Origin of the sequence: Bacteroides stercoris ATCC 43183 (assembly GCF_025147325.1) — a bacterium.
Classification (GTDB): Bacteria; Bacteroidota; Bacteroidia; order Bacteroidales; family Bacteroidaceae; genus Bacteroides; species Bacteroides stercoris.
The window spans coordinates 1,435,049-1,451,396 of sequence record NZ_CP102262.1; the positions used below are offsets into that span (position 1 = coordinate 1,435,049).

The following is a 16,348-nucleotide window of genomic DNA, read 5'->3' on the forward strand; positions in this document are numbered from 1 at the left end:
TTAAATAATGAATCACATGAAAAATAAATCATTCATAACCTTGCTATCCGTTTCATTGCTGGCATTCTCTTCTTGCAGTGATTTTTTGGATACACTGCCCGATAGCCGCACGGAAATCAACAGTACCGACAAAATATCTCCACTGTTGGTTTCGGCATACCCAACTACTCTTCCGCTGTTGATTGGCGAGTTGTCATCGGATAACGTGATGGATAACGGTGGACAATTTGATACGGACGAACTCATCGAAAAACTTTATTTGTGGGATTCTCCCAGCATTAGTAGTTACGATAGTCCCTATGCCCTTTGGGAAGGATGTTATGCTGCTATTGCTTCGGCTAATATGGCATTGGAAGGTATCGAAAACTTAGGTTCGCCTGCCAGCCTCAATCCGCAACGGGGCGAAGCTTTGGTGTGCCGCGCCTATTCCCATTTTCTATTAGCTAATGTATTCTGTATGCCTTATAATCCGAATACGGCAGAAAGTCATTTGGGAATACCCTACCGTACTCGGACCGGTGACAGCGTCTATCCGGAAAATACTGAACGAGGCAGCTTGAAGAATACGTATGAACAGATTGCTGCTGACTTGGAAGCTGGACTTCCGCTCATTAAAGATGCTGCTTATGAGGTTCCCAAGTATCACTTCAACCGTAAAGCAGCCAACGCTTTTGCTGCACGGTTTTATCTCTATTACCAAAAATGGGATAAGGTGATAGAATGTGCCAACATTGCCATCGGCAGCAATCCGGTCACAGCACTGCGTAATTGGGAGGCTGATTTCGGCGGAGTAAGTTTGGTGGACGACATCAGCAACCAATACGTGTCTGAAAAGAAACCGGCCAATCTGCTTTTAGCTGCTTTAGGGTCGCAAGTACCTATCATTACAGGTCCTTATAATACTTTGAAACGCTACGGACACGGAACCCCAATCTATACTAACGAGACTATTGACGCAGACGGTCCCTGGCATTGGAGGGGTGGACTGGTTATGAGTACTTTCATCCTCAGTGTAGTACAGAAAAATCCTTTCCCGAAACTGAAATTGTACTTTGAATACGTAGACAAGGCCAATGGCCTGTACTACCCGCACACGGTAGCAGTACCGTTTTCGGTAGATGAAACCCTACTATGCCGTGCAGAGGCTTATGTGTTGAGTGATAACCCTGACTATAGTAAGGCTTTGGAAGACATAAACTTTTGGATAGAAAGCCATAGTGCGCTGAGTAAGGACGAAGGACACGATCTGACAGAGCAAGAGGTTAATAATTTCTACAATAGCCTGCCTTATCAGCCCACCATTGTTACCAAAGACAAGGAACGCAGTGTGAAAAAGCGTCTTAACCCTGAAGGATTTACCGTAGAGCCCGGTACGGAAGAGAATCTTATCCAACTCATCTTGCAACTGCGCCGTTTGGAAACCATGCAGGAAGGACTTCGCTGGTTTGACCTGAAACGCTATGGCATAGAGTTTTCGCACAACCGTGCCGGCAACAGTCCGATTGTGTTGGGAAAAGAAGACCCGCGACGCGCCATCCAACTTCCACAAGATGTCATCACTGCCGGCATGGAACCAAATCCTAGATACTAAGTATATAATCTACTGAATACGATAACATATGAAAAAATATATAACCTATTTTCTGATGGCGGCAGCCCTTATCGGCGGTGCCACTGCTTGCAACGAAGATGACCTGACAAAGGAGAGCAGCTTCGACAACATGACTCCATACCGTACGGCATTCGATGAATGGTTGCTCGATAACTATGTCACCCCTTATAATATCGATTTTAAATATAAATTCGAATACAAGGAATCGGATACCGACTATAACTTGGCACCGGCCGAATTGTCCAAATCAGTAGCCATGGCCAAATTGGTAAAATACTTGTGGATTGATGCCTATGTAGAAGTTCAGGGAAACAACCGCGATTTTATATGTACATATGGTCCTAAGATGATTCATTTGATAGGTTCTCCGGCTTATGATAACGGAAAGATTACCTTGGGTACGGCAGAAGGCGGTTTGAAAGTAACTCTGTATAATATCAACGCTCTGAACCCGAACAGCGTGGATGTAGAGATGATGAACCGCTGGTATTTCAGTACCATGCACCATGAATTTTCACACATCTTGCATCAGACCATCGAATTTCCGCAAGACTTCTATGCTGTGTCCAGTGGAAAATATATTGGTAACGGATGGGTGAATGTCAGTGATGAAGCGGCTTTGGGCATGGGATTCATTACGGCCTACGGTGGTTCGGAAGTACATGAGGACTTTGCCGAGCTGGTAGCGAACTATGTGACCCATGATGCTGCCTGGTGGCAACAACAGTTGAAAATAGCCGATGAGGGAGCCACATTCATTAACCAAAAGATGGAAATTGTGAGAAACTACATGAATGAAGTCTGGAATATTGACTTGGACAAATTGCGCGATATTGTACAGCGCCGTTCCGAACAAGTGAAATATATTGATTTGACAGAATTAAACTAAAAGAACATATATATGAAAAAGATATATAATCTATGGATATTGGCTTTAATATTGATTGGAGCAGGAGCATGTACCTCTGAAGTGGACGATGTTTTCGACCAATCGGCCGCCAACCGCATCAACCAGTCCATCGCCGAGTATCAGGAAGTACTGCGTTCTGCCGGTAACGGATGGGTGCTGAATTACTATCCTGCCGCTACTAAGGCTTATGGGGGATACACTATGCTGATACGCTTTCATAAAGAGGGCACTGCCGATGTGTCATGCGATCTCTTCCAGCCCGATAAGGTGAGTACAGGTGCTTATGATATGGTGAATAGTGCCGGACCCATGCTGACGTTTAGTACGTACAATGAAATATTCCATTTTTTCTCAGAGCCTTCCAATGCATTGGGTATAGGCGAAGATGGTATGGGTATGGAGGGAGACAGTGACTTTCTTATCTTGTCCTGTACCTCTGACGAAGTGGTGTTGAAGGGTAAGAAGACCGGTAACAAAATGATAATGCATCCGCTGCCGGAGAATGTAGCTTGGGAAGATTACTTGCAAAGCGTTAAACAGATTACCAATGAGGCTTATCCAGCCGCTTATGAGGTGGTGATAGACGGAGTGATACAATACACAGTGACACAGCGTTATCGCAAATTTATCTTGGAAAATGCCGATGGCAGCCAGGTAAATCTGCCTTTTCACTATACACCGGAAGGTATCAGTTTCGATGAACCGTTGTCGCTAGCTACCTTGGATGTGAAAGAGTTGCGCTGGGAACAGGGTAGCATGAGCTTCACAGACGATAAAGTAACTATACGTGCCAGAGAATTGCCCAAAACTTACTCCCGCTATGAGAAATACATCGGTGAATACTTTTTTGTGTATTACCAAGGAAATACCATGCTACCTGTAACACTGGAAGAAGAATTGTTCAATGAAAGTTATCTTATGAAAGGATTGCCGTTTGATATGCGCATACGCTACAATGCAGTGGCCGGTAGTATCAGTCTGGAATACCAAATGTTGCCTGATGGCATTGTCTTAGTACCATGGACTTTGCAGGGAGGAGGATATTTGAGCCAGACACAGGGTGTTGGTATGGAAGGTTACATGGAGGAAAAAGCAGCGCCCAACCCTGGAGACAGCCATTTGGAAGATGTAACCCAAACCGTCATCTTGCAGGATAACGGTATGTGGGGCAAGTTTTTGTGCGACTCTTTTGTGGCAATAGACAATAACACAGGTAAGGATGTCCTGCAATTGGCTTATGTGACAGGATTCTTTCGTACATTTACACAGCAAGCGGCTTCCAAATAACAAACATTAAAAAAAGAAGTGAATATGAAAAAGAATATCATCTATCTACTCATCGCAGGATGCTCTTTGTTCTTAGGTGCCTGCAACGATGACGATACCCAATATCTGCCACCGGTAGAACTGCAAATAACGTCTTCTACGGTTGATTTCAAATCTGTTGGTGGTGATGGAACCATTGAGGTGGGCAACGCTGATCCTACTCTGACGGCTACTTCCAATGAAGAATGGTGTACCATCAAGGCGTGCAGTAATGGAGTGGTAAGCTTCTACATAGCTCCCAACGACGAAATGGAAACCCGTACAGCCACCATCTCACTGGTCATGGGCGAATCGTCTGCCAAGATAGGCATCACACAGATGGGTATCATTACAAACTATAAGACTGACGATTTTTTCTCTTTTGCCGAAAACAAGGCTTTCAAACAGTTTATCCGTTTTGAAAGTGAAATGCCGATAACGGTGAGCATCAGTGAAGAAGCCCAAACCTGGTTGAGTTACGAAGAAGCAGAGAATGGGTATTACATCTTGGCTGATGAGAACACAGAAAGTCTGGAAAGATTGGGTAAAGTGACGCTGGAATCCGGTAGTTTGGCTAAAGAGTATAGCTTTATGCAGTATTCCAGGAGTTCTTACAACCGTTCTTGGATAGCTGATTTTAAGAATAGGGACGGATTTGCCACACAGGATGAAGTAAGTGTTATAGCCGAGAGTAATGAGGTAACTGTTTCATTCAAGAATGCAGAACTTACTTTCAAAGGAGTCCTTAAAGACGGTGTGCTCAACGTGCCTTGCGGACAATTTCTGAAGACAGCTAATGGCTTTAAACTCTACTTGGGCGTAATCTTTGAAAACGATCAATGGGGATTGAATCCGGATATAAGCTTTACGTTAGCCCCCAGCGCACTGGAAAACGGGGATTGGGTCTTGACTCCGCAAATGGACCAGAAAATCGGATTAAAAATCAAGAGTATAGCCATAGCTGCTATGGATGAGAATGACGAATTGGCGGGAGCCATGGATCTGCTGCAAGAATTGATGCTGAAACCCAACGGGGAAGCGCAAGAGATAGTCAAGACGTATAACGTTGCATTTACCTCGGCCGAGGGTTCCAATTATGGGCGTACTGATGATATCACGTTCAGTGACGGGAACTACACACTTGCACTTGAGATTTATGGTGAAGATTATAAATATACCAAAAGCGGTACTTATGTGGTAGGGGCGGAAGATGGATACTGCATTGATACGAATATCGATTACACATACTTTATGAAAGGAGAAGAAAAGATAGGTATCCAATCTGGTGCAATGAAATTGAATGCTAATACGGAAACCCAAAAGTATGAAATCAGCATGGAATTCATACTGGAGGATGGCAGCAAAGTAAATGCTACGTATGAGGGGGAAATATCAGGAAAAGGATTTGCCATTTTCGATGAACTGCAAATTCAGGTTAATAGTATAGAACAACTGAAACGCATACTTCCTAACGGCGCAGTAGATGGACAATTCTATCTCAAGGCTGCATTCAATAATTGGGATACAGAAATAACCCTTGATTTGCGTGCAGCTGTGGGGGAGAAGGTTCTTCCCGCCGGAACTTATAACGTCGGTAACGATGGCGCTGTCGGAACGTTGGACAGCAAATTCAGTGAAATCTCAGTCTATTCGTATGGTTTCACTACCCGTAAATTTAAATCAGGCAAGGTGGAAGTCGACAAATCCGGTGAAGCATATACCTTTAAGATAGACCTTACTGATACGGAAGGACAGCGTTATGTATGTACTTTCACTTCTAAGGTTACCGATATGGATAATCCCCAATAAATCACATTAAAAAGACGTTTGTTATGAATAAACTAACATATTATATTTTATCAGCCATTCTATCGGTATTGTTTTTCTCATCATGTTCCGATGATGAAAAGGCAGTTCCGGCGGCTGCTACCCTGAACGCCATCAAAGCTACCAGTCATTCATTGGAGTTCTCACTCACACCCCAACATGCAGACCAATGTGCTTGGATGTGCTATAAAAAAGGCGAGACGGCTCCTACAGCGGAGGATATTCTTAACGAAGGCATACTGGCCGATAACTCCGAGACAAGTATCCAACGGGCTATTGCCTTAGAGGCGGAAACTTGTTACATCATTCAGGCAGCTGTTGTGAGTCAAGGACGCTATTTACTTTCCGAGGCTCTTGAAATGAAGACACAACCGGTTTATGAAAATGATGTACCTGTAGTGAAACTGAAATTATTGGAAAAGGCAAGTTACCGTACCGACAATGAGCCTGGAAACGGTAACTATGTTATTCGCCTGGCCTCTGGGGAAATAGGAAAAGACGACTTACCGACCAATATTGGAGACTATCTGGTTCGCCTGGATCTTTATAATGTAGCCGATAGCGACCCTTGGAACGCTACTCTGCCGGCGGGAGAATATCATGCAGGAGAAGAGACGGCACAAATAGGTTGTTGGGATGTGGAAACAACCAATGTATTTACCCGTATTTCATCCGACCCTGCCAATGGAGTGGTTTACAGCTACGTCACAGGAGGAACCGTACTTGTTCAGCGTAAAGGTGACACCTATACCATTGATATGGATATCGTCATGGAAGACGGAGAGCCTTTCCGAGGACACTTCAAAGGTGATATTATCTTTGAAAAATATGAGCCGGAAACACCACAGGGCACTTACCAGCCTTTTACGGAAGATCAAGAGGTGTCTTTCACTTTAGCCAAAGGAAGATATTACGGCAACTGGTTCTGTCCGCATGCCGATGATATGCTGTTGCAATTCTATCATGGAAACTTCAATGAAAACGAGGTACTGACCAATGGCTATTATTTGCAATTGTCAAGCTGTTATATGCATAAATTGTTAGATTACAATATGGAAAATCCTCCACTGGAAGAAGGTACTTACCAAGTGTCTATCTTTGGAGGAAGTGCACAGGGATATATGCAAATCCCCATGACTATCAACAAAGGCCAAATTTCCGACATAAACGGGCAATATTATCCTACGGGCTCTTATTTGGAGAAAGTCGATTCCAGAACAGGCAAGAGATATATTGCCTTCCTGAACAGTGGAACCATGACCGTGACACGAAGCGGTGAAAATTATGATATTGCATTCAATTTCCAAAGTGCAGACGGTCTGAACATAACATGCAATTTCAGCGGGGCATTGCCTATGGGTAATTTTAACGACAATGACAATACGAAGCCTGCCAGCCCGATGAGCACTTTGAAGAACAATGTCACATTGGCTCTGCCCGAAGAACTGACAGAGATAGAAGCTTATTATTTGGGAGAATACCTCTATCCCGGATTGAGTTCTTGGCAAATAAATTTCTATAAAGATAAAGACGAAGAAGGGAAAGAGATAAAGTCAGAGATGATTACCATCGAATTCTTTACTGATGCGAATAAAGGAGCCACACTTCAGGAAGGGGTCTACACCATAGAACATAAGTTTGAACCTATGTATGCGCTTCCCGGATACATGATGTTCAACAAAGCAGATATCTTGTATACCTGGTATGGAGATAAGCGCAGTGATGATGAGACAGGGGCTACAGATATATTGGCTCCTATCAAGAGTGGTACAATGACTGTAAGTAAAGAAAACGACGGTTATAAATTCGTATTCGACTTCCGGGATGATGCGGGATACGAAATAACAGGAGAATGGAAAGGTACGGTGAACGTGGTGGATAATTTTAATCCTTAAACTTCCCGCAACAGACAATTTAACGATAATTTATTAAAATATAAAGATTATGAACATGAAACGAACCTTATACCAATGGGGTGCAGGTATTTTCTTCTGCTTGTCTGCTCTCACTGCCTGTTCGGATGATGACACTCCGATGGAAGAAACCATATTGCCTCCAACACCTACCGTGACACTCACGGCCGGCGAGACCGGTTACACCACTGTAAACATTACGTTGGAATCGACCAATGCCTTGCGCTGTGCTTATTTGGTAATGGAAGAAAACGAAATCATGCCCGATGCACAGGAAGTGCTGGACAAAGGTATTGTGACCACTGCCAACAAGCCGATGGATATCTTGATAGAAGAACTGGATGCCAACACGCAATATGTGGTATTGGCTGCTGCCAAAGGAGAGGAAGAAAACGTGCTTGCTAGTGTAAAGATTGCAACAAAGGCTTTCTCTGTGCCCGACAAGAAGCATACGCTTATTTTCTATTACATGGGTGACAATACCGGATTGGAAACGGAAATGGAGGCCAACCTGCGCGTTATTCAGGGAGCTGCCGGGCACCTGATACGTCTGTCCGACAAAAATCAGGTAGCTGTATTCTACGATAATGGCAAACGGTCTACATTGACCAAACTGGTCATCAATGAGGAGAATAACCGGACATCGCATCAGATTATCGAAGAATATACTCAGTCTGATCTTTCTACAGACCCCGTATTCATGAAGAATGTTTTGCAAAAGGTGATGGAGGAAATGCCTGCTGACAGCTACGGATTAGTACTCTCCAGCCATGGTAGCGGCTGGGTGCCCAGTTCTATTTTCGACAAGCATGTCATGGCACCCAGCACCCGGTTTATCGGACAGGACGGTACTCAATACATGGAAATTCCTGCTTTGGCACAGGCGTTTGAAGGACTGAAATTCGAGTACTTGTTATTCGATGCCTGCTTCATGTCGTCTATAGAAGCGCTTTATGATCTGCGAAATGTAACCGATTATTTAATAGCTTCACCGACAGAGGTGCTGGCCGATGGATTCCCATATAAGGAAATCGTATCGCAGCTCTTCCAAAAAGATTTGAAAGGCGCTTGCGAATCATTTATGAATAAATACAGACAAACGTCGGGTACTGTCGCACTGGTACAAAGCAATAAATTGGAAGCTTTGGCCGCTGCTGTGAAAAACGTGGTAACTGCAGTAGGAAACAAGCAAGTGGATTTGACTGCCATTCAAGGTTATGAAGGGCTTAATCCACACCTGTTTTATGACTTGGAGCAGTATATTGAAGCACTGACCAATGACACTGATGCCTTTAAAGCGGCATTGAAAGAAGCTGTGATTTTTACAGACCACACTCCACAATTCTACAGTGCTTATAGTCAGCAACCCATCGGGCTGTCTCGCAGTTGCGGACTCAGTTGCTTTATTGACAGCCACTTGTTTCCTGATACTCAAAAAGCTTGGCTGGACACTGAATGGGCGAAAGCGATAGGTGCACGATAATCTTGCTGTCAAGGAATTATCCGAATAAATGAAAGTGTGAATAAACTCTTTTTTAGGAATATTTTTTATATCATCTGTAAATTTGTGAAAACAAGCATTTGATAATTTAATTCTCTCTAACAAGGATAAAGGCCGCTACCGACAGCTATTGGGTAGCGGTCTTTTTTATGTCGTTTTCCACACCGTTTAATTCTTGTTGCTGCTTCCTGCACAAAGTTTGAAAAACGAAAAATATCTGTCACACTGTTATGCTCCACAAGGAAAGAGTGACCCGATAGCTTTTCCTATTGTGTAAAATGGAGGCTATGAATTGATTCTCAGTGTATTTGGGCGCTTTCCGGTAAATAGAGAAAGTTTCATGCGGATAAACTATTAGTTTATCCTAAGTAAACTGTTGGTTTCACCGCATTAAACTATCAGTTTACTTAGGGTAAACTTAGGGTATTCTTAAGGGAAACAGAAAGTTCCAACCAATGAAAATCTGGCTGCTTATCTTTTTATCATAGTTGGCATGTAATGGAAAAAACATATCGTCGCTCTTATGTCGTAAAAAACACCGCTTCTTTAGGAAATATGAAGAATAACCATTACTTTTGTTGCAAATAGTTAGTCTTGAAATTAATAAAAGCGAATAATTAATACGAGCGAGATATGAAAGAACTAGATTGGGCTAATCTGCCGTTCGGCTATATGAAGACAGATTACAATGTGAGGATTTACTATCGTAACGAACAGTGGGGCGCATTGGAAGTATGCAGCGAGGAAACCATTCCTATGCACATGGCAGCCACTTGTCTGCACTATGGTCAGGAAGCGTTCGAGGGTTTGAAGGCTTTCCGGGGCAAAGACGGCAAGGTACGTATTTTCCGTTTGGAAGAGAATGCGGCGCGTTTGCAGTCTACCTGCCGTGGCATCCTGATGCCTGAGTTGCCGACGGAACGCTTTAAAGAGGCTATTCTTAAGGTTGTGAAGCTGAATGAGCGTTTCATTCCGCCTTACGAATCGGGAGCTTCCCTGTATATCCGTCCGTTGCTGGTGGGTACGGGAGCACAGGTAGGCGTACATCCGGCAAAGGAATACCTGTTTGTCGTGTTTGTAACGCCGGTAGGTCCTTACTTCAAGGGAGGGTTCTCCACCAATCCGTACGTTATTATCCGCGAATATGACCGTGCCGCACCTTTGGGCACAGGTGTCTACAAGGTGGGCGGCAATTATGCGGCCAGCTTGCGCGCCAATAAGAAAGCGCACGATTTGGGCTATGCCTGCGAGTTCTATCTGGATGCCAAGGAAAAGAAATACATCGACGAGTGCGGTGCTGCCAACTTCTTCGGTATCAAGGACAATACGTATATCACTCCGAAATCCACTTCCATTCTTCCGTCCATCACCAACAAGAGCCTGATGCAACTGGCCGAGGATATGGGCATGAAAGTAGAACGCCGTCCGGTTCCGGAAGAAGAGCTGCTTACTTTCGAGGAAGCGGGCGCTTGTGGCACGGCTGCCGTTATCAGTCCGATAGAGCGCATCGACGATGTGGAGAACGGTAAGTCGTACGTGATTGCCAAAGACGGAAAACCGGGACCGGTCTGCACGAAGCTGTACAACAAATTGCGTGCTATCCAATACGGTGACGAACCTGATACGCACGGTTGGGTAACTGTCGTGGAATAACGCATGAGCATAAAGATTACAACCCTTGTGGAAAATTCGGTTTACGGCAAGGGACTACAGGGAGAGCACGGGCTTTCCCTGCTTGTTGATACGGGTGAGCATCGCCTGCTGTTCGATACCGGAGCTTCCGACCTTTTCATACGCAATGCCCGGATACTTGGGATTGACTTGAAGGAGGTGGATTTCCTGGTACTGTCGCACGGACATCGCGACCACACCGGCGGACTGCATCACTTTCTTGCCGTGAACGACAAGGCACAGGTTGTCTGCAAGAGAGAACTCTTCCGGCCGAAGTTCAAGGATGAACGGGAAAACGGAGTGATGCAGCCCGATGCTTTGGACAGCACCCGTTTCCGTTTTGTGGATGAGGTTACTGAATTGTGCCGCGGCGTGTTTGTCTTTCCGCAGTTGCCCGTTACGGATGAAGAAGATACGCATTTTGAACACTTCTTCACGTGGACGGAAGGGCGGAAACAGGCCGATACCTTTACGGACGAACTGGCGTTGGCATTGAAACAGGGCGCTGAAGTGTCCGTGCTGAGTGCCTGCTCGCATCGGGGCATTACGAATATCATCCGTGCGGTGCAGGAGTATTTTCCGCAGACCTCGCTGAAACTGGTATTGGGCGGTTTCCATATCCGTAATACCGAGAAAGAGAAATTTGATGTGATAGCCCGTTTCCTTGAAAGCCATTTGCCGCAACGGCTGGGCGTTTGTCATTGTACGGGCATTGATAAATACGCATTGTTTCACCAATGCTTTGCCGACCGTACTTTTTATAATTATACCGGTCGGGTAGAAACACTTTAATACATACGAATGGGAAAGAATAAGTTAGAGAAGTTTGCCGATATGGCAAGTTATCCGCACGTGTTTGAATATCCGTACTCGGCGGTAGACAACGTGCCGTTTGAGATGAAGGGTAACTGGCATCAACAGTTTTTCAAGAACGATAATCCGATTGTGCTGGAGCTGGGCTGCGGCCGTGGAGAGTACACGGTGGGACTGGGACGCATGTTTCCCGACAAGAATTTCATTGGCGTAGATATCAAAGGGGCGCGCATGTGGACGGGAGCTACCGAGTCCTTGCAGTCGGGCATGAAGAATGTTGCCTTCCTGCGTACCAACATCGAAATCATAGACCGCTTCTTCGCTCCGGGCGAAGTGAGCGAGATATGGCTCACGTTCTCCGACCCGCAGATGAAGAAAGCCACCAAACGCCTTACGTCCACCTACTTCATGGAACGCTACCGCAAGTTCCTGAAAGACGGCGGCACTATCCATGTAAAGACCGACAGCAACTTCATGTTCACCTACACCAAATACATGATAGAGAAGAACGGGCTTCCCGTAGAGTTCATCACCGACGACCTCTACCACTCCGGACTGGTGGATGATATTCTCGGCATCCGTACCTATTACGAACAGCAGTGGCTGGACCGTGGCCTGACCATAAAATACGTCAAGTTCCAGCTTCCTCAGTGCGGAGAGTTGCAAGAACCCGATGTAGAGATAGAATTGGACGAGTACCGCAGCTACAACCGCAGTAAGCGCAGTAGTCTCCAGACCGGCAAATAAACAATGGTTGTCAAACAGTGAATAGTAAATCGTAAAATAGTAAATAACATGACTCTTTATCCTAAATTAATTCTCGATGCACTGGCAACGGTGCGTTATCCCGGCAACAAGAAGAACCTCGTTGAGGCCGAAATGGTTGCCGACAATCTGCGTATCGACGGGATGAAGGTCAGTTTCTCGCTTATCTTCGAGAAGCCGACCGATCCCTTTATGAAGTCTATGGTGAAAGCTGCCGAGACAGCGATACATACTTACGTTTCACCGGAAGTGGAAGTGACGATTGCCACGGAAAGCCGTCAGGCGGCACGCCCGGAAGTGGGCAAACTGTTGCCGCAGGTGAAGAACATCATCGGCGTGTCTTCCGGTAAGGGCGGTGTAGGCAAGTCCACCGTATCGGCAAATCTGGCTGTGTCCCTTGCCAAACTGGGGTATAAGGTAGGTTTGCTGGATGCCGACATCTTCGGTCCGTCCATGCCCAAGATGTTCCAGGTGGAAGATGCACGTCCGTATGCAGAGAACATCGGCGGCCGTGATTTGATTATCCCTATCGAGAAGTATGGTATCAAGCTGCTGTCTATCGGTTTCTTCGTAGACCCCGACCAGGCTACCCTGTGGCGCGGCGGTATGGCAAGCAATGCCCTGAAACAGTTGATTGCCGATGCCGACTGGGGCGAACTGGATTATTTCCTGATAGACCTTCCGCCCGGAACCAGCGACATTCACCTCACCGTAGTGCAGACGCTTGCCATGACCGGAGCTATTGTTGTCAGCACGCCGCAGGCGGTGGCTCTGGCCGATGCCCGCAAAGGTATCAACATGTTTACGAATGATAAGGTGAACGTGCCTATCCTTGGTCTGGTAGAGAACATGGCGTGGTTTACGCCTGCCGAACTGCCGGAGAACAAGTATTACATCTTCGGTAAGGAAGGTGCCAAGCAGCTTGCGGAGCAGATGAACGTTCCTCTGCTGGGGCAGATTCCCATTGTGCAAAGCATCTGTGAGAGCGGTGACAAGGGTACCCCCGTCGCTTTGGACGAGAATACCGTGACCGGACGCGCGTTCCTGCAACTGGCTGCTGCCGTAGTCCGCCAGGTTGACCGCCGGAATATGGAAATGGCGCCTACCAAGATTGTGGAGACACATAAATAAACCGGAACAGCGAAAAGATGTATCCGTATCGATTAACTTTAAATTTGAGAAGCATGAAGAGCTTGAAAGTATTATTATTGGGCGCATGTGTCGCATTATGCGCCTGTTCTTCACCGACATCCACTGTGCAGACAAACGACAAAGGAACTCAGTGGCAGTGGGAGAATGGAACGATTGTCGTTGAAACTCCCCAACGTCCGGCAGACCGGAAAAGCGTGATAGGTCTGGCACTGCCTAAAATGGAGGTGGTGCGCGTGGGTTTCGTAGGTTTGGGGATGCGTGGCCCCGGAGCTGTGGAGCGGTTTACCCATATCCCCGGTACGCAGATCGTGGCGCTTTGCGATTACGAACAAGGACGTGCCGAGGCATGCCAGAAATATCTGAAGCAGGCATCCTTGCCCAAAGCAGCCGTATATTCTGGCGAAAAGGGGTATGAGGAACTCTGCAAGCGCGATGATATAGATTTGGTGTATATCGCCACCGACTGGCTGCATCACTTCCCCGTGGCGATGTGCGCTATGGAGAACGGCAAGAATGTAGCTATCGAAGTGCCCTCCGCCATGAATCTGAAAGAGTGCTGGGCCTTGGTCGACATGAGTGAAAAGACCCGCAAGCACTGTATGATTCTGGAGAACTGCTGCTACGACTGGTTCGAGATGAATACGCTGAATATGGCGCAGCAGGGCGTATTCGGTGAGGTAATCCGTGCGCAGGGTGCGTACATCCATAACCTGAGCCCGTTCTGGAACCATTATTGGAAGAACGGCGAGGGCGACAAGCTGGGCTGGCGCCTGGATTACAACATGAAGCATCGCGGCGATGTGTATGCCACTCACGGTCTCGGCCCTGTGGCACAGGCGCTCGACATTCACCGCGGCGACCGTATGCAGACACTGGTTGCCATGGATACCAAATCGGTTGTGGGAAAGGCTCTGGTCGAGGCAAGGACGGACTCTGCCTGCAATGGTTTCCGCAATGGCGACCATACCACCACGCTGATTCGTACCGCCAACGGTAAGGTGATTGAGATACAGCATAACGTGATGACTCCCCAGCCCTATAACCGTCTGTATCAGTTGACCGGTTCGAAAGGATTTGCCAATAAGTATCCTGTAGAGGGGTATGCGCTCGATGCCGACCAACTGACTGCTTCGGGTGTGCAGCCTAAGGTAGATGATTTGAACTCGCACGGTTTCTTGCCGGAAGCGGAAATGGAAGCGCTTGTAGCCAAATACCAGCATCCTATTTTGAAGAAATACGGTGAGATGGCAAAAGAAGTGGGCGGTCACGGCGGTATGGACTTTATCATGGATAGCCGTCTGGTTTATTGCCTGCAGAACGGTTTGCCTTTGGATATGGATGTATACGATTTGGCAGAGTGGTGCTGCCTGGCAGAGTTAGGAGAACTTTCCATGGACAATAATTGCGCTCCGGTGGCATTCCCCGACTTTACCCGTGGCGAGTGGAACGTGGTGAAAGGGTATAAGCATGCTTATGCCGCTCCCGAAGAAGAAGCCGCCGTTATGGAAAAGGCAAAGGCGTTTACTGCCAAGCTGAAAGAGCAAGGGGCTAAAGAATGGGCGCAGGCTGAAAAGAAATGATACTTTTCACTTTCGGAAAATACTTTTTGAACAAAGTTCAAACGGATTCTTAACATCATCTATAATAAAGTTTATATGGAATAAGGGACAGAAGACTTGAGTTTCAGTCTCCGAAATCCTTATTCCATATATTATTTAACTGCTATGAAAACAAATTTTTTTCTTCTGTGCCTGCTGTTGGCTATCTCCGCCAATGCACAAATCGTCTATCACGACGCTTCCGCTTTTCCTCTTTTAGGAAAAGCTACCGAGACAACCCTTACACGCTACGAACGTTTGCCGGACTCTTTACGGAATATCTCCCGTAAGCCTCTATGGGAGTTGGGACGTAACAGTGCCGGGCTTGCCGTACGTTTCCGTTCCAATTCCACCCGGATTGCCGCCAAATGGGAGGTACTGCTCAACAGGAATATGAATCACATGACCCCTACGGGCATTAAAGGACTTGATTTGTATTGCCTGCAAGACGGGAAGTGGCTGTTTGCCGGAAGCGGTCGTCCGCAAGGAAAGGTGAATGAGGCAACCATCGTGAAGGATATGCTGCCCGAAGAGCGTGAATATCTTTTATTCCTTTCTTTATACGACGGGGTGACTTCTCTTTCCATCGGCATCGACTCGCTGTCTCAAATCAGCGGGCCGGCAACGGAACTGCCGGTGCGTAAGAAGCCGGTTGTCTTTTACGGAACAAGCATTCTGCAGGGAGGCTGCGCTTCCCGTCCGGGTATGGCGCATACCAATATCCTGGAGCGTTGGCTCAATCGGGAATGTATCAATCTGGGATTTAGCGGCAATGCTTTATTGGATTTGGAGATTGCCTATGTGATGGCGGGTGTGGATGCATCCGTATTTGTACTTGATTTTGTTCCGAATGCCGGTGTGGAGCAGATAAAGGAACGTGCCGGTGAGTTCTATTCCATTATCCGTAGCAAGCATCCTGATACGCCTGTACTTTTTGTGGAGGATCCTATATTTACCCATTCCCGTTTTAACAGGACCGTAGCCAGAGAAGTGAAGAATAAGAACGAGACTTTGCAGGCTGTGTTCCGGTCTCTGAAGAAGCGGGGAGAGAAGAACATCTACCTGCTCTCTTCCGAAGATATTATCGGGCATGATGGAGAGGCTACCGTAGACGGTGTTCATTTTACGGATTTAGGTTTTATGCGTTATGCAAAAGTGTTGTATCCGGTTTTGAAGAAGCATATAAAGGATTAGTGCAAACGCACTTGTGGGGAATCCTCACAGACTCCCCACAAATAATTGTTAGAGTAAAAATTTATGAAAAAAAAGCTGAAATTCTGC

Annotated in this window: 12 protein-coding genes; all 12 read left to right on the forward strand. The window is 46.3% G+C overall.

Annotated elements, in window-relative coordinates:
- Positions 1-16 precede the first annotated feature (16 nt).
- Positions 17-1,591, forward strand: coding sequence for a RagB/SusD family nutrient uptake outer membrane protein (locus NQ565_RS05945; RefSeq protein ID WP_040316380.1), 1,575 nt, complete (start codon positions 17-19; stop codon positions 1,589-1,591).
- Positions 1,592-1,619: 28 nt separating this feature from the next.
- Positions 1,620-2,501, forward strand: a complete 882-nt coding sequence (locus NQ565_RS05950) for a zinc-binding metallopeptidase (RefSeq protein ID WP_005658224.1) — start codon at positions 1,620-1,622, stop codon at positions 2,499-2,501.
- 12 nt (positions 2,502-2,513) lie between these two features.
- Positions 2,514-3,809: a DUF4302 domain-containing protein gene (locus NQ565_RS05955; RefSeq protein ID WP_005658222.1), complete on the forward strand. Its 1,296-nt coding sequence runs from the start codon at positions 2,514-2,516 to the stop codon at positions 3,807-3,809.
- A gap of 24 nt (positions 3,810-3,833) precedes the next feature.
- Complete coding sequence (locus tag NQ565_RS05960; RefSeq protein ID WP_005658220.1) at positions 3,834-5,636, forward strand: BACON domain-containing protein; 1,803 nt, start codon at positions 3,834-3,836, stop codon at positions 5,634-5,636.
- A 23-nt stretch (positions 5,637-5,659) separates the two neighbouring features.
- Positions 5,660-7,549, forward strand: coding sequence for a hypothetical protein (locus NQ565_RS05965; RefSeq protein WP_005658218.1), 1,890 nt, complete (start codon positions 5,660-5,662; stop codon positions 7,547-7,549).
- A gap of 55 nt (positions 7,550-7,604) precedes the next feature.
- Positions 7,605-9,050: a clostripain-related cysteine peptidase gene (locus NQ565_RS05970; RefSeq protein WP_231292998.1), complete on the forward strand. Its 1,446-nt coding sequence runs from the start codon at positions 7,605-7,607 to the stop codon at positions 9,048-9,050.
- A 651-nt stretch (positions 9,051-9,701) separates the two neighbouring features.
- Complete coding sequence (locus tag NQ565_RS05975; RefSeq protein WP_005658213.1) at positions 9,702-10,721, forward strand: branched-chain amino acid aminotransferase; 1,020 nt, start codon at positions 9,702-9,704, stop codon at positions 10,719-10,721.
- A 3-nt stretch (positions 10,722-10,724) separates the two neighbouring features.
- Positions 10,725-11,531, forward strand: coding sequence for an MBL fold metallo-hydrolase (locus NQ565_RS05980; RefSeq protein WP_005658211.1), 807 nt, complete (start codon positions 10,725-10,727; stop codon positions 11,529-11,531).
- Positions 11,532-11,540: 9 nt separating this feature from the next.
- On the forward strand, positions 11,541-12,299 hold the full coding sequence (gene trmB / locus NQ565_RS05985) for a tRNA (guanosine(46)-N7)-methyltransferase TrmB (protein WP_005658209.1): 759 nt from the start codon (positions 11,541-11,543) through the stop codon (positions 12,297-12,299).
- Between the two features lie 48 nt (positions 12,300-12,347).
- Positions 12,348-13,448 carry an Mrp/NBP35 family ATP-binding protein gene (locus NQ565_RS05990; protein ID WP_005658207.1) on the forward strand — a complete coding sequence of 367 codons (1,101 nt, stop codon included), beginning with the start codon at positions 12,348-12,350 and terminating at the stop codon, positions 13,446-13,448.
- A gap of 53 nt (positions 13,449-13,501) precedes the next feature.
- A complete protein-coding gene (locus NQ565_RS05995) occupies positions 13,502-15,049 on the forward strand; it encodes a Gfo/Idh/MocA family protein (protein WP_040316337.1) in 1,548 nt (515 codons plus the stop codon).
- A gap of 144 nt (positions 15,050-15,193) precedes the next feature.
- Complete coding sequence (locus tag NQ565_RS06000; RefSeq protein WP_005658202.1) at positions 15,194-16,261, forward strand: SGNH/GDSL hydrolase family protein; 1,068 nt, start codon at positions 15,194-15,196, stop codon at positions 16,259-16,261.
- The last annotated feature ends 87 nt before the right edge of the window (positions 16,262-16,348 follow it).

Bases quoted from the DNA above. Each gene is read 5' to 3' on its own strand.
- NQ565_RS05965 (WP_005658218.1), top strand. From the start codon at position 5,660: ATGAATAAACTAACATATTATATTTTATCAGCCATTCTATCGGTATTG.
- NQ565_RS05950 (WP_005658224.1), top strand. From the start codon at position 1,620: ATGAAAAAATATATAACCTATTTTCTGATGGCGGCAGCCCTTATCGGC.
- NQ565_RS05980 (WP_005658211.1), top strand. From the start codon at position 10,725: ATGAGCATAAAGATTACAACCCTTGTGGAAAATTCGGTTTACGGCAAG.
- NQ565_RS05990 (WP_005658207.1), top strand. From the start codon at position 12,348: ATGACTCTTTATCCTAAATTAATTCTCGATGCACTGGCAACGGTGCGT.
- NQ565_RS06000 (WP_005658202.1), top strand. From the start codon at position 15,194: ATGAAAACAAATTTTTTTCTTCTGTGCCTGCTGTTGGCTATCTCCGCC.
- NQ565_RS05995 (WP_040316337.1), top strand. From the start codon at position 13,502: ATGAAGAGCTTGAAAGTATTATTATTGGGCGCATGTGTCGCATTATGC.
- trmB (WP_005658209.1), top strand. From the start codon at position 11,541: ATGGGAAAGAATAAGTTAGAGAAGTTTGCCGATATGGCAAGTTATCCG.
- NQ565_RS05960 (WP_005658220.1), top strand. From the start codon at position 3,834: ATGAAAAAGAATATCATCTATCTACTCATCGCAGGATGCTCTTTGTTC.
- NQ565_RS05975 (WP_005658213.1), top strand. From the start codon at position 9,702: ATGAAAGAACTAGATTGGGCTAATCTGCCGTTCGGCTATATGAAGACA.
- NQ565_RS05955 (WP_005658222.1), top strand. From the start codon at position 2,514: ATGAAAAAGATATATAATCTATGGATATTGGCTTTAATATTGATTGGA.
- NQ565_RS05970 (WP_231292998.1), top strand. From the start codon at position 7,605: ATGAAACGAACCTTATACCAATGGGGTGCAGGTATTTTCTTCTGCTTG.
- NQ565_RS05945 (WP_040316380.1), top strand. From the start codon at position 17: ATGAAAAATAAATCATTCATAACCTTGCTATCCGTTTCATTGCTGGCA.